Genomic DNA, 13,914 nt, shown 5'->3' on the forward strand with positions numbered 1-13,914 from the left:
TTGGCCAGAAAATTTAGGTTCGTAGCAAAAAGGCAGCCATCCGATCTGCAACCGCCACCGAATCGGTAGAGGCAGCCGGCGCGGTCAACTGCTCAAGAGCCTTATCCGCATTCGATTCAGGTACTGACTGACCGCGCAAATGGTGCACCAGCCGCGTTTCAAAGCCCACATCAAACTCTGGATGTGCCTGCACTGACAAAATCCGGTTGTCGTACTGCAAAGCCGCGAATGGGCAGAATTCGGACTGGGCCAGAACAGTGGCTTTCTCAGGTTTAACCAACACCTGGTCCTGATGCATTGCACTGAGCGTAAACCCATCCATTCCGGGGTCGAACCCCTTGGCATCGGGGGTTAACTCGTAACGGTGCAGCCCCACCCCCCAACCCTGGGAATACTTGCCAACGGAGCCGCCAAACGCCTCGGCGATTATCTGATGGCCGAAGCAGATACCGATCATCGGTAAATCTGCGTCATAAACTTCAAGAATCAAAGATTTCAGGCGCCGCATCCAGGGAAGGTCCTGATACACGTTAGCCTTTGAACCGGTTACCAGCCAGGCGTCACACTCGGTGGCCGACGCGGGAAAGTGGTCATCGCGCACGTCAAAAGTGGCATAGTCAAAACTATGACCGCCCTGTGTGAACATGCGCTTAACCATGTCGGCGTAAGAACCGAATTCGGTCAGCAGTGCGTCCGGCGTGATGCCGGCGGCCAGAATACCAATCTTTAAACTCATCAGGGTTCTCCGGTAATGCAGAGCCTGCTGATCACCAGAACCGCGGAGATTTCCGCTGGAACCAATGCGCTGTCAGGCAGTTGTGCTCAAGGTAGATAATACGTGTGGGGTATCATAGCCGCCCTGGCTCTCAAAAGGCGCCTTTATCGCAAAAGGCCCGGGCGTCAGGGCCAACCGACGCGAATCAACGGCTGATCGTCACCTTCGCCGCCCAAGTGGCCCACTTCGCGAAGCAGCTCATCGCCGTCGGCCAGACCTAACTGCAGCACATTACGGAAATTATGCGTAATGCGGATGGCGTACCCCAAGTCATGCATCAACGAGCTGGCTTGGCGGTTGTTCAGTCGCGCACCGCGCACATCGCTGAAAATGTGGTGGCGGAAGTCGTCATCAAATTTTTCTGCCTGGCTGTCTATCCAGTTCAGGCGATTAAGGCGCACGTCATCCGGCAGCGCCCGCACACTCACCTCACGCACCTGGCGCAGCACCCATAAAAGATGGCGTCGCAGCTCCAGATAATGCTCCTGGGCCACTGAAGGCTCATCACGCAGGTAACGCCCCAGGTTCTTCTGCAACGCTTTGGCGTCTTTTACCGCGTCCACCAACTGCAGCGCCACCATATGGCAGGTCATCCAGAATTGATGGTGCCCATCATCCTTGGGTGCATCCAGCCGGCTCATAAAACCCAGCAGCTCGGAATACACCACCTTTATATGGCGCTGGTAAAGCTCTTCGGTGTCTAGACCCTCGTTGTCTGCGGGCCGCGCATTGAGCTTGGCGTCGTCTACCTCGCGGCCAATCAGCTGCTCGATGGGCTGGTACAGGGCGTGACAAATCACCTCTAGGCTCAAACGGCCCAGGTGCTGCAACTCCTGCACCACCGCCCGCGACGCGGTATCCACTGACGCCAGCGCCGCTTCGTCCAGGTAGCGAGCATGGCTTTCCGGCAATTCCCGCTGCTCCGCCGTCGCACGCGGGCCGGTTTGCGAATTGGGAATCAACACCGCCGGCTCCTTGCGGTCTGGCAAAAAACGCCGCAAGCCTTTTTCCAGTTGGGCCTGAAAGGGCCAGAACAGCAACACACCAATAACGTTAAACAGAGTCTGGAACATAGCCAGCTGCAGCAGGGTGTTGTCGCCTGCCCCTAACAGCCACATCAGATTTTCGGACAGCCAGCGCAGCGGTTCCAGCAGCAGCAACGTAACACCGCCGGCAATCACGTTGAACAACACGTGCACCAGAGCCAGCCGCTGGCCGCTGCGATTACCGCCCAGCCAACCCACAATAGCGGTGGTTACACTGCTGCCAACGTTGCCACCAATGGCGATCGCCATGCCCTGCCAGAGCTCAATTTGCCCCGCCGCCAGCGCCGCCAACACTAGCATTAAAGTGGCATGACTGGACTGCAAAACAGCGGTTAAAACCAGGCCTGCTGCCACAAAATACAACTGGAAAACAAAGGTTTTATCCACCTGCCCGGCCAAATCCAGAAAACTGCCGAATTCGCCAAACCCGTTTTTAATCTGGTCAATACCCAGAAAAATAAAAGCAATGCCCAGAACAATTCGCCCTGCCGCTTTGCCCTTAGGGCTGCTAAAGCCCGCCAACACGCCAAACACCAAAAGCGGCAACGCAAGCGGGCTCAAACTGAAATCCTGACCCGCCGCCGCCAGCAGCCAAATACCACCACTGGTGCCCAGATTAATACCCAGCAAAATAGAAATACCGCCGGCCAAATGAATCAGCCCGGTACTGATAAAAGCAATGGTCAGCAACGACATCAAGGTAGTGGACTGCAGAATCATAGTGCCGCCCACACCAAACATCAGCCCCTTGAATCGCGTAGCCGTGCTCTGCTCCATCAGCTGCTCAAGGCGACCACCGGCTAAATCTTTCAAGCCTTCTTCCAGACATTGCATGCCGAATAAGAACAGAGCCAGGCCCGCACAAAGCTTTAGCCAACCGTCGCTGTACCAGAAACTCACCGACAAAATAACCAGCGCCAATAGCGGCAAAACCAGTAGCTTCATTTTGGGCATGGCAAACCCGGCTCCCAGATGAGATTGTTACTACTGTTATATTAGCTTGGCGCGCACCCAACTCAACCAGCCATTCACCCGAGGCACCCAAATGATCAAAAAGAATCTGTTTGTTCTCGCTATAGCAGCAGTGCCACTTTCAGTTGCTGCTGACATCACCCAAGCCACCCTCTACCCCTCCCATGGCGACCTAACCTGGCAAGAAACCCAAACGGTGATGCAGGGAAATGGCGTTATTACCATTAACCGCTTGCCCGTCAGCCTGCAGGACCAAAGTGTGCGCGTATCTCTGGGCGGAGTCGCCGGTGCGCAAATTCAACAGATTGAGATTGGCCGCATTGAGCAAGCCGGGTACATATCGGAACAAACCCAGCGGTTGCGTAACGAGCTGACCCAAGTGCAAGAACAACTTCAGGCGCAAGAAGACGCGATTCAAGCCTGGAACCAGCAAGTCACCCTGATGACCAAAGCCGCCGAGAACCCGCACGAACTGTCGGCCACCGAATTGAGCGACATGGCTGCCGCCTTGAAGCAGACAACATTGGCAGCACTGGCAGAAATTCGCGGCATACGCACCAAAATGCGTGACGACATAGCCCTGAAAGATCGCCTGGAACGGGAACTGTCACAAGCGCAGCAAAACGCCCGGGCCAGCAAAACAGCACAGATTCACTACCGCGCCCCTGCCGGTGGCGACCTGACCATCACACTGGAATTCCAAACCAACGAAGCGCGCTGGCGCAGCGAATACAATGCCCAACTAAGCTCCCAAGTAGCAGGCCAAAAAAGCAGCGACCAAAACAACGGCGAATTGACGCTGCAACATCTGGCCGTTGTACAGCAGACCACCGGTGATGACTGGAGCAACGTCGAGTTGCAACTCTCAACCGCCAATGCCCGGCGTGGAACCAACATGCCGCCCCTGGATTCCTGGGTGGTTAGCCCGGCACAGCCTGATTTTCTGGTGCGCCAGATGAAATCCGCCGCTCCCATGCTCGACAGCAGCGCCATGGCCGAGGTTCAGGCAGACTTCGGCGCCAGCGTAGAACGCCAAAGCACCTTTACCCAAAGCTACCGTTTGGCGCAGCCTGTCAGCATTCCAAACGGCGGCAACGGCCAGCGCCTCACCGTAGCCGAGCACACATTAGCGGTCGAAACAGCGGTATGGACAGCACCGGCGTATGACCCAACAGGCTATATACACGCCACGGGGATATTCACCGCTGACGCCCCCATACCCGCCGGCCCCGTGCAGCTGTTCCGCGATGGCCAAAGTGTAGGCAGCACCTACCTGCCTGAAATGACCAGCGGCGAAGAACTGCGCCTAGGCTTCGGCGTGGATGAAGCCATACGGGTTGCCGTCGTCAACGAAATTGAGCGTACCGGCGAAGAAGGCATCTGGAAAAGCGAACAGGTACAACGCCGGCAAAACCGCTTTGAAATCACCAACCATCACAATGAAGCCGTGAACCTACGGATTTTTGACCGCATGCCCGTATCGCAAATCGACATCCTTACCGTAAAGCCGCTGCAAATCAGCGAGCCAGTGGAACGCAACGTGGACGACAAAAAAGGCGTATTGGCGTGGAACCGCACTGTACCGGCTGGCGAAACAGTCAGCGTGCAATCCGGATTTGAAGTACGCGTACCAGAGGGCAAACAACTGCCCGATTTATAAACCGGAAAATGGCTGACGACTACCCTGGGTTCTGGTCAATCACTCTGCACCAACCCCATCTGCCAAAAGTCGATTTCAAGGCGGGTAGCGTCACTGAATATTCGCGTAAGCTGATCAAACCTGGCGGGGGAGACTTCGGCCAACCGCTCGTTCAGCCAGCGTATCTCTGAATCCATGGCCTGCTGGAACCCGGCGCTTTCGTACATGGCAATCCAGGCATCGTATGGATTGCTATCGCCCCGAAGGGTTTCTGCCCGGCTGTTCAGCCAGTTGGCGATTTCACCGTAACCCACCATGCAGGGCGAAAGCGCCACGTGCAGATCCAACAGATCACCGCGGTTGCCGGTATCAAGTACATAACGAGTGTAAGCCAGGGTCGCCCGGGCTTCCGGCAGGTCAGCCAGTTCCTGCTCTGAAATGCCCCACTTCTTGCAGTAGCGGATGTGTAAATCCAGCTCGATGTCTACAATCGCTTTCAACCCTTCTTTCGCCTGTTTAAGGTCAGACAAAGTTGGGCTTTTGTATACCGCCAGGCCATAGGCACGGGCGAACTGAATCAGAAAAAGATAATCCTGCTTCAGGTAATGCTGAAAGGCCTCTGGCGCAAGCGATGCATCGCCCAGCTGCTGCACAAAGCTGTGTTTGATGTAGGCGCGCCATTCGTCATGGCAGCTGTTTTTTAGATCTTCAAATTGGTAGGGCATTTTGTTTCCTGTTTAATTTGCCTATACGAGCCGCCAGCAGTCAGCTCGTCGTGCAGTTTGCTGTCGCTCGGAGGCTGTAGCACTACACCGTGACCGAAACGCCAGTGTTTCCCAGGAAACCTCGGGGCGCTTCAGTTGGTCATCATTGCGCCCTGCTGGCAGCGCAACCGGAATCAGCGCCCGATGCTTGGCAAATGCCTCCAGCTCTTCCCGGCTAACATCGTAAAAAACACGCTCACCATCGCCAGAGCCGTGCCGAAGCGTAACCACCAGCATTCCTCCCGGCGCTAACAACTCAGCCAGAATTCGAAACGCACGTTCACGGACCGTTGGCGGGATATGCATCCAAACCGCAGAGACCAGATTCAGGTTAAAGCGATAACTCAGCTTTCGAACCTGATTAAGGTCTGGCAACTGATCGTCTATCCACTGAATGCTTTTGTCTTTGGTGGCACTCTGGCCAAGCTCCCGTAAACCAGCCGCGGGCTCCACCGCGACCACATCCCAACCGCGATCTGCCAGAGCCAAAGCATCTCGACCGCTGCCGGCGCCGACGTCCAGCGCGAGGCCGGTTATGCCCTCCAGCTGGGGCAACCAGTCGCGGTGTACCTGATCAAAAATCAGGGACTGGTATTGAGTGAAGAACTTTTGGGCATTCTTATTGCGGGGAGCGTACGTCATGCCACCGCCAGCTTTGCCGCCTGTTGCCACATAAAGTTTGGCATCGGCGTGCGGAGTTTCCAAGTGATACTCATGGGCTGTGAGCCGGTGTGGGACACGTAACCAAGCTCACCGTAATTCACAAAACCCATCGTGCGACCGTATTCATCTTTCGCCTGTTCTCTCACAAACAGAAAGAGCCGCTTGTCGATGTTACTATGGTGAATATAGCCCCGCCCTCGCCCTCGGTCTGGCCGCGCGCTGTTTTGTGACTGCCAGTGAAATAGACGCTCATTGATGGCGTAGTCGTGATACATGGTGGTCGGGGAAAATTGTTTTTCGTTTTTATCTAAGGTGACAAATAAAAGCTCGATATTCTGGTTTTGAATCACGAAAACGCCCTCTCTGGACGGCGGCTGTTTCTCGAATGTTGTCGCACCAAACCCAACCAGAATTTGCTCCCGGGAATAGCGCGCGTGTAAACGCAGTGGCACTTCCGGCAATTCAGGCATAGCTGGTTGCTCATGCTTCGTCTGCGCCAATTTCCAATCGAGAACGTCAACTAGCTCCCGATCTAGCCCCAACTTGCTGAGTTCAACAAGGCTATGTGCCAGCGACTCAAACTCCAGCTCTGGCCCAGTTTTTTGCCAGAAATCATAATGGCACATAAGCACTCGACGACGATCGGCCTCGTCCCAGCTAAAGCCAGCCCGACACAACATTTTCAAGAACAGCAAGTACTGATGATCGTCGCATGTCAAAATTCGGCTATAGATTCCTTTTTTCGCCAGTTTGAACGGCGAGTCATCAGCAACTTCCTCGCCTTTGGCTTTGCTAACCAGCTCGGACCAGCTACCGCGCTTATAAAGCTCATTCAAGTCGATGTGAGGATGGTGCGTTATAAAATTCTTCAGGGTTAGTGTCTGAGTTGAGTGCTGGGGGAACTGGCGAATCAGAGACACCAAACGTTTCATGGTCAGAGTGGCTTGGCGTATGTTGCTTAGCACCATTTCTTGTGTCTTCTTAGTCAGCTCAATCCGACAACCCAATGGCGCATGAGGAAAACCTTGTCTCAATTCCTCAGTGATAGAACGCTCAGACTTACCCACCAGCGCCCTGAATTTATTAGCAAAATCATACTCAGGCCGGGAGTTACCCACGAAATCCAGAACCGTACAGCACTCTTTGCCCTCAGAAAGGCGAAGACCGCGGCCAAGCTGCTGCAAGAAAATGGTCAAACTTTCCGTTGGGCGCAGGAATAACAGGGTGTCCACTTCCGGAATGTCGATACCTTCGTTGAAGATATCGACCACACACAACACGTTGATCTGCCCTGAGCGGATGGCTTGCTGCTTTTGCTGCCGCTCATGGCTGTTGTCGCTGGTCAGCACATCAGCCATGATGCCATTCAGCAGGCACTGCTGAACCATGAAGTTTGCGTGGTCACGGCTCACACAGAAGGCCAAGGCTTTCATACTTGTTATGTCTGTTACGATTTCCCGCAAACTGTGCAGTATTTTGTTCACACGACTGTGATTGTGGGTGTACAGGTTGGTGAGCTGCGCCACATCGTAGCGCCCCCGGCTCCATGGAATCGTGCGAAGGTCGGTATCGTCATCAATTCCAAAGTACTGAAAAGGGCAAAGATGACGACGGTTGATCGCCTCCGGCAACCGCAGCTCAGCCGCTATGACACCCCCAAAATCGCACAGAATATCGTCACCGTCATGCCGCTCCGGTGTCGCGGTCAGCCCTAAAAGTATCGAAGGTGTAAAGTGTTCCAGGGCCACGCGGTAACTTGATGCGGCGATATGGTGCACCTCATCGATCACAATGTAGTCGTAGTAATCCTCAGTCAGTTTCAGCTGGTCCAACTGGTTGTTTAAAGTTTGAATGGATACGAACAACTGGCGGTAATGATCGGGCAACTGCCCGCCAACCCAGAGCTCTCCGAAGGCGCTGTTTCTCAATACACCCCGGTAAGCTTCACGGGCCTGTCGCAGGATTTCTTCCCGGTGGGCCACAAACAGAAAATTCGCATTCGGTTTTGCTTTCACAAATCGCTGGAAATCAAACGCCGAGATCAGCGTCTTTCCGGTACCTGTGGCCGCCACCACGAGGTTTCGAAAACGCTGGTGTACGTCTCTTTCAACAGACAGCTGCTCCAAGATATCCTTCTGATGTGGAAACGGCGTGATCTCGAAAAAATGGGATACGCTGAGTTCACCCAGTCCTTTTTGCTGTTTCAGTGCGCGCTTGAGCTTTTCGGCACTCTCAGCCTGCCCATCAAATCGCTCAAATTCGTCCGACGCCCAGTAAGTTTCGAAGGTGCTGAGAGATTTTTTGATGATGTGCGGAATTTCCTGAGACGTGATCTTCAGGTTCCACTCAAGGCCATTAGTAAGCGCTGAACGGGATAAGTTTGATGAACCAATGTAACCGGTATGAAAGCCTGTACTCCGGAGGAACAAGTAGCTTTTGGCGTGTAACCTTTCACGTTCGGTGTTGTAGCTCAGCTTCACTTCAGTGTTTGGCAGGCTCGCCAGATACTCAACGGCTTTTGCATCCGTTGCTCCCATGTAAGAGGTGGTGATGATTTTCAGCTCACGGCCACTGGCTGCGAACGCTTCCAGCTCTTTTCTGAAAATACGAATCCCAGCCCACTTAATAAACGATACCAGCCAGTAAATTCTGTCTGCTGACAGTATCTCGCGCTTAAGTTCGGATTCCAGCGATAGGCCTGCGTTGCTACCCGAGAACAGCTCACTCTGGGTTAGCCCGGTGAGAGGAAAAATATCTTCGACGTATTGCTTGAGGTTCGAAGCAACCGGGTTTTCCAATTCATACAGAGCGGTCAGAATCTTCCCCTGGCTATCAAGGAGGTTCTCTTCCAAAAAACCATTGTCCTGAATCTGCCCTTTCAGCCACACCAATAACTGGTTGGAAAGCTCGATTTGCGCCTGCAACCTGTCATCGCCCGAGGGTACCGAGTCAATGGCAAATTCAAGGACATTAGACAGAAAGCGTGACAGCCACACAGAGGCCTCTGCGCTATTTAACTGTCGCTCTCCAACGTAGAACTTTTCACGATTCAAGCGGCTTTGGATGAGCTTTGTGATTAGCTGTTCATAGATTCCGGTTTGCTGTATCAATTGCATTCCCTGTTGATGACGCCAAAAGCGCTTTGGGGTTATCCATCGTGACTGCAAGAATTAGTCGCGCTCAGCCCGGTGGCGATGTTTTAGTTGTTGATGGTATCTCTTAACTCCCAAGATGGTTCGCCGGGCCTCAAAAAACAAAATTCTCTTTTTTCAAGCGTGCCCCCAAACCAATACCCACACAACTTCCCACCTTCCCCACCAGCCACGCTGTAATCCAAACAAGCAATGTGCTCCGTCAGCGGCGCAGGCTCACCCCTAAGCCAATAGTGCCCCACAAATACGGGCTTTTCGCTGTCGAAGCTTGGGAAGCGGGTTTTATTTACCAAGTCATGGGTATCTTTTCAATTTCCGAATCGGGCACTATCGCCAACTCGCGCAGCGTAAAACAGTCAGTTAGCCACCATTTCGCTCGCACCTCGATGCGCTTCTCTTTGTTTTCGCTTGCATCGCGGATTTTGTAAAAGAAATGGCGTCCGTCAGGTAGGGCGAACTCGAGGCCTTTCAGCAGGTGTTCTATGCTGTCGTAAGCTTCGCTGCCTTTGCGGCCGCTGGCTTCCGAGGCATGCGCCAATAGCCGATTATCGTCATCGGTAAACTGATCGATCATGCTCACGTACTTTGGGTGCCAGCAGGCGTGAACGGCGCGTAGCTCAGGCAGATCAAGGTAAACGGGCAGAGTTTTAAACCATTCGATCATGCTGTTGTGCAGTTCACTGCCCTCGCCCACCTGCTCCAGAAAGGCTTTGTGCTGGTTCCAGTTTTTATCGGTGCGGCGGCGCAGGTATTGTTCGGGGTTTTGTGGGTCGGGCGTAGCCCAGGCAACTGCGTCGTACTCGTGGTTACCCATTACCGCCAAAGCGTTTCCGCTTTCGACCATAGTGCGGGCAATGTGCACGGTTTCTATCTGAACGGGGACGCGGTCGACAAAGTCACCCAGGAAGATCACTTTGCGTTCGGGATGCTGCCAGATGCCGTCGATTACCTGGTAGTCCATTTTTGCCAACAGGGCTTTCAACTCGCTGGCATAACCGTGAATATTCCCAATCAGGTCATACATTGAAGCATCATCTTTGTCCGTTAATTCCGGGCTTCACGAAAGACCAATACTGATTGATGTCGCACCAGATGCCAAGCTTGCCGTCAGTTTCATAGGCATGTTCCCAAACCATACACTGAGCGTGACTGAATAGTGTTCTGAGGAACAATCGTCAAAGAGCGAGCGGTGACGCCTATCGGTTACGGCCAGTTGCCGAGCCGGGTAGGTTAAATCGCACTGATATTTGCACAGTATGGCTATAATCTTAAGCCGTAGAAATCTGGGTCCGGATACCTGCCAAAAAAAGGAACGCCCTGCCGATGTCCTACCCCATCGAACAAAAACTCGTTATTGCGGTGGCGTCCAGCGCCCTGTTTGATTTGTCCAATTCCGACCGTGTGTTTCGCGAACAAGGTGAAAAAGCCTACCGGAAGTATCAGGAGGCTCATTTAACTAAGCCGTTGCGAAAAGGCGTTGCCTTTCCGTTTGTAAAACGTTTTTTGAGTGTGAACCAGAAATTTCCAGCGCAGTGCCCGGTGGAAGTGGTCTTGCTTTCGCGAAACTCGGTCATTACCGGCAAGCGGGTATTTCATTCTATTCGCCACCACGGCCTGGACATTAGCCGCGCAGCCTTTCTGGAGGGCAAATCGCCCTATGCCTACATTCCAGCGTTCAATGCCTCGCTGTTTCTATCGGCCAATGCCAGCGATGTGTCGCAGGCGATAGACTACGGCCACCCGGCTGGCACGGTTTTACCCAGCAAAGTGGTGGATGATGAAGGTGATCCAGAACTGCGCATAGCGTTTGATTTTGATGGAGTAATTGCGGATGACGCTTCGAAACGGGTATTGAGGATCGCCATCGTGACCGCCCGCAATGCGCCCTCCCATGAACGCGTGATCACAACCTTGGAACACTGGGGCGTGGATGCCAACGAGGTTTTCTTCTTGGGTGGAATGAAAAAAGATCGGATTCTGAAGGTGCTAAAGCCCCACATGTTTTTTGATGACCAACGATCGCACTTGCAATCCGATGCGGGAGATATTCCGATGGTTCATATTCCGTTTGGGGTCGCGAATGTTCATGCAATTACACAGTCAAAATAAGGCCCCAAATGGCATTTCGATTTCGTAGAACAGTCTCAATTTTCCCGGGAGTTCGCATCAATCTTGGCAAGCGGGGGGTCAGCGTTTCTGCCGGTGTGCGTGGTGCCAATGTTACTTTGGGGCGGAACGGGCTTTATGGCAATGTGGGCATTCCCGGTTCCGGGATGTCTTATCGAAAAAGGCTTCTTAAGCTGAATAAAGCCGGTGACGAAGCTAGAAGTACCGGCTCCGCAGCGCCATCGCTTGCGGCCCCAGCCGAGGCGGAGGAGATTGCACACATACAGCTGAATACAAAAAAGGGCGACATTGCCATTCTGGATGCCGATGGTAACCATCTTGGCGATGCAGCGCTTGAGGTTGCAAAAACACACGCCCGGCAACATCTGGAAGACACGCTGCAGCAGCAGGTGAACATCCATAACCGAATAATGGCAACAATCAGCAGCATTCACTGGGACACTCCGGCGCCTGATCATTTCCCCACACTGGTGGCCGAGCCTTTTGACGCGCCCGAGCCAGAAGCGCCGGCGTTACGGACACTGGATTGGCTAGCCTACCTTTGCCCTGCCCGGCGCAGAGCCTTTGCAGGCTCAAATGAACGCAAAGGCCAGCTTTACCAAAACCAGCACGAGCAGTGGACTCAAGAAAAGTTAGCGCTTGAGCAACGTGAATTTGCCCGAGCTACTGAGCGGGGTATTGGCGTTTCGGTAAAAGAGCTTTCTGACACGGCCTCCCGAAAACTCTACATGGCTCACGTGCATGGCATGGGTATTCGGTTGGTTGGTGAGTGTTTTGCGTGCGCGCCGTCTGTTGAGGAAGTGATTCTGTCAGCCTTTACGCAGGTAGTCAGGGCCGACACTGGCCAAACCGAAGACAGGTATATCTACAGCGTGAAAGTGCACCGTAACGCTTGGGCCCGTATTCACTTTGGTAATCTGCAAGCTGTGGATCCGGTTGCCGCTTTGGCAGCCTTCGAGTTGCGGCGAGATATGACAAAAACCGGCATTTTCACTGCTATCAAGCCTTGGTGATGTGATCAACGTCAGCGCCAAAGGGCGCCGGCTTTTACTGTGCTCATGCGAATGGCGAAGGCGCCGCCTTGAACTCCGCATAAAGCTCTGGATGATCCTCTCGGAGCTGCGACAGGCTGGCTTGTGTGCCGTCTGGTAACATCTTAAGTAAGTCCTTCTGCTCTGCCGCTGTCAGATGTTCACGAAGGAATGGAAAGAGCTTCTCACGCTCGACCTTTAAGTACGCGTTATGTGCATCAAGATAGGTTTTGAGGTCGTCAATAAAGCGATCCATGGGCACCACGTGATCCATAAGGATCATATCGAGCGTCTCGGAAAGCAGGTTCAGGCGCTTACGCAAAGCTTGGTAATCCTCGCCCATTCGACGGCTTAATGCCTCGGCTTCTGGCGCCTTGGCCAGCAGGTGTTCGCTGTACAGACGCTCTAAAGGCATGATGAAGCCTTCCATGTATTCGAGGATGTAGTCCACAACCTCACGTATCAGATGAAAGTCTGGGCGCTCGCCCTGCGTCAGGTTTTTGTGCCTGATCAAGAGTACGTGCAGCAACCGAGCCATGTTGGCGTGATCGCGACGCAATTGATTAAGACTGGCCATGATAAAGTCTCCTCTTCTGGTGCATAGCGGCTATCCCCCATTATTGGCGGGTAAGATTCAAAAATAGACATCAGGCCACCGTGGCCAGTTCCTGTTCAGGAGTAATTCTTTCGGGATCCATATTGGATTGTTAGTTATTGTAATACCAGAGCCAGCGGGCGGCGTAAATCTGAACTTTTTCTTTGCTGCTGAACAAGGTGCTTATTGGGGAACGATTTTTGAGTATTTGGCACAACCCAGTAAGCCAACCAAACCACTTTCCTGATAGAATTGGCAGCTCAAAAAGCAGGCAGCATCAAGCAGGAAGTGAGTATTACAGTGCCGTTAGAAAACACAGAAAAATTCGTTCAAGCCTCTATCACTTACTCCGACGTTAGACCTCTCAACGCTGCTCCAAAACCAGTAGCCCCTTTACGAACTCTGCAAATACGCAACCGCCCACCGTTACAATCAGAGTTACCTCGTCACTACACTTAGCTAACAAAAATAATTCCCGAAGCCTTCCTATACGCTTGGTCCGATTTTAAGAGATCGCACTTGGATGAAACTCCGACCTGAAGCCATTGGCGAAGATATTCACCACGGAACGGGGAGTCAAAACATCTACTGTTATCAGACGGTTGTCTCGTTCTGAAGCAGTGTATCCTTCAAAGCTCCATTTCAGTATTTCCCCATCGCATACTGCATGACTATCCCCGCCTACTTGAAACATCGCACCATGGGGAAGATCAGCCAGCAGGCAGCGCCACGTCACCTTCTGGCCGCCCTCAATACGTTCCTGATGCATCGCTTCGTCCATTTGAGGAGCCCGTACCTTAGAGCCAACATCCGGCAGGTTCGCATGGCCCCAGGCATCGCGGAATTCGTTATAGCGAGCTCGCCGGCACTCCGCACAAGGGCGGTGCCCTGCGGCAAAAGCCGTAACTTCATCGAGAAAGAACAGTTCGGTGTATGCGCCGGGAGACATCAATTCTCGCTGCCTGCCTTTGAACTCCAACAGACAAGTAATCCAAGGCTTGATCTTGAACAGGCGCTGCACTTCTTTTTCGGCGTTGTGCAACACACCTCTATTACCCATGAACGTGCCGCGAGCTACGACACTCTCAATAGTACCCGCGGGCGTTACCCGGTTTTGTAATGGCATGGCTACGGATTCCTTCCTTGCGCG

The 13,914-nt window shown here is 53.2% G+C and carries 11 protein-coding genes; 3 read left to right on the forward strand and 8 right to left on the reverse strand.

The features are described from left to right. Positions 1-13 precede the first annotated feature (13 nt). Positions 14-736 (reverse strand): glutamine amidotransferase, encoded by a 723-nt coding sequence (locus MIH18_RS06100; RefSeq protein WP_249014156.1) that lies wholly within the window; start codon positions 734-736, stop codon positions 14-16. Between the two features lie 164 nt (positions 737-900). Then, positions 901-2,775 (reverse strand): Na/Pi symporter, encoded by a 1,875-nt coding sequence (locus tag MIH18_RS06105; protein WP_249014157.1) that lies wholly within the window; start codon positions 2,773-2,775, stop codon positions 901-903. 91 nt (positions 2,776-2,866) lie between these two features. Here MIH18_RS06105 and MIH18_RS06110 point away from each other — a divergent pair, with 91 nt between their 5' ends. Beyond that, complete coding sequence (locus tag MIH18_RS06110; protein ID WP_249008111.1) at positions 2,867-4,453, forward strand: DUF4139 domain-containing protein; 1,587 nt, start codon at positions 2,867-2,869, stop codon at positions 4,451-4,453. Between the two features lie 35 nt (positions 4,454-4,488). On the opposite strand, the gene tenA is transcribed toward MIH18_RS06110, so the two are convergent. The 4 genes from tenA to MIH18_RS06130 form a co-directional block, all read right to left on the reverse strand. After that, positions 4,489-5,157 carry a thiaminase II gene (tenA, locus tag MIH18_RS06115; RefSeq protein ID WP_249014158.1) on the reverse strand — a complete coding sequence of 223 codons (669 nt, stop codon included), beginning with the start codon at positions 5,155-5,157 and terminating at the stop codon, positions 4,489-4,491. A gap of 21 nt (positions 5,158-5,178) precedes the next feature. Beyond that, on the reverse strand, positions 5,179-5,838 hold the full coding sequence (locus MIH18_RS06120) for a class I SAM-dependent methyltransferase (protein WP_249008109.1): 660 nt from the start codon (positions 5,836-5,838) through the stop codon (positions 5,179-5,181). Continuing rightward, positions 5,835-8,966 carry a DUF3427 domain-containing protein gene (locus MIH18_RS06125; RefSeq protein ID WP_349293805.1) on the reverse strand — a complete coding sequence of 1,044 codons (3,132 nt, stop codon included), beginning with the start codon at positions 8,964-8,966 and terminating at the stop codon, positions 5,835-5,837. The genes MIH18_RS06120 and MIH18_RS06125 overlap by 4 nt, the downstream gene beginning before the upstream one ends. A 331-nt stretch (positions 8,967-9,297) precedes the next feature. After that, complete coding sequence (locus MIH18_RS06130; RefSeq protein ID WP_249014160.1) at positions 9,298-10,035, reverse strand: metallophosphoesterase; 738 nt, start codon at positions 10,033-10,035, stop codon at positions 9,298-9,300. A gap of 299 nt (positions 10,036-10,334) precedes the next feature. Between MIH18_RS06130 and MIH18_RS06135 the strand changes: the two genes are divergently transcribed. Together MIH18_RS06135 and MIH18_RS06140 are read left to right on the forward strand one after the other, a co-directional pair. Next, positions 10,335-11,120 (forward strand): 5'-nucleotidase, encoded by a 786-nt coding sequence (locus tag MIH18_RS06135; protein ID WP_249014161.1) that lies wholly within the window; start codon positions 10,335-10,337, stop codon positions 11,118-11,120. A gap of 8 nt (positions 11,121-11,128) precedes the next feature. Then, a complete protein-coding gene (locus MIH18_RS06140; protein ID WP_249014162.1) occupies positions 11,129-12,151 on the forward strand; it encodes a DUF4236 domain-containing protein in 1,023 nt (340 codons plus the stop codon). Between the two features lie 43 nt (positions 12,152-12,194). Here the strand turns inward: MIH18_RS06140 and MIH18_RS06145 are convergent, their stop codons facing one another. Both MIH18_RS06145 and MIH18_RS06150 read right to left on the reverse strand, forming a co-directional pair. Next, positions 12,195-12,746: a hemerythrin domain-containing protein gene (locus MIH18_RS06145; protein WP_249014163.1), complete on the reverse strand. Its 552-nt coding sequence runs from the start codon at positions 12,744-12,746 to the stop codon at positions 12,195-12,197. Positions 12,747-13,269: 523 nt separating this feature from the next. Continuing rightward, on the reverse strand, positions 13,270-13,890 hold the full coding sequence (locus MIH18_RS06150; RefSeq protein ID WP_249014164.1) for a hypothetical protein: 621 nt from the start codon (positions 13,888-13,890) through the stop codon (positions 13,270-13,272). Between the last annotated feature and the right edge of the window lie 24 nt (positions 13,891-13,914).

It is taken from the genome of Marinobacter sp. M3C (assembly GCF_023311895.1).
In the GTDB taxonomy this organism is placed as follows: Bacteria; Pseudomonadota; Gammaproteobacteria; order Pseudomonadales; family Oleiphilaceae; genus Marinobacter.

Coding starts and splice junctions, on each gene's coding strand:
- MIH18_RS06150 (WP_249014164.1), bottom strand. CDS start 13,890: ATGCCATTACAAAACCGGGTAACGCCCGCGGGTACTATTGAGAGTGTC.
- MIH18_RS06120 (WP_249008109.1), bottom strand. CDS start 5,838: ATGACGTACGCTCCCCGCAATAAGAATGCCCAAAAGTTCTTCACTCAA.
- MIH18_RS06130 (WP_249014160.1), bottom strand. CDS start 10,035: ATGTATGACCTGATTGGGAATATTCACGGTTATGCCAGCGAGTTGAAA.
- MIH18_RS06140 (WP_249014162.1), top strand. CDS start 11,129: ATGGCATTTCGATTTCGTAGAACAGTCTCAATTTTCCCGGGAGTTCGC.
- MIH18_RS06100 (WP_249014156.1), bottom strand. CDS start 736: ATGAGTTTAAAGATTGGTATTCTGGCCGCCGGCATCACGCCGGACGCA.
- MIH18_RS06135 (WP_249014161.1), top strand. CDS start 10,335: ATGTCCTACCCCATCGAACAAAAACTCGTTATTGCGGTGGCGTCCAGC.
- MIH18_RS06105 (WP_249014157.1), bottom strand. CDS start 2,775: ATGCCCAAAATGAAGCTACTGGTTTTGCCGCTATTGGCGCTGGTTATT.
- MIH18_RS06145 (WP_249014163.1), bottom strand. CDS start 12,746: ATGGCCAGTCTTAATCAATTGCGTCGCGATCACGCCAACATGGCTCGG.
- tenA (WP_249014158.1), bottom strand. CDS start 5,157: ATGCCCTACCAATTTGAAGATCTAAAAAACAGCTGCCATGACGAATGG.
- MIH18_RS06110 (WP_249008111.1), top strand. CDS start 2,867: ATGATCAAAAAGAATCTGTTTGTTCTCGCTATAGCAGCAGTGCCACTT.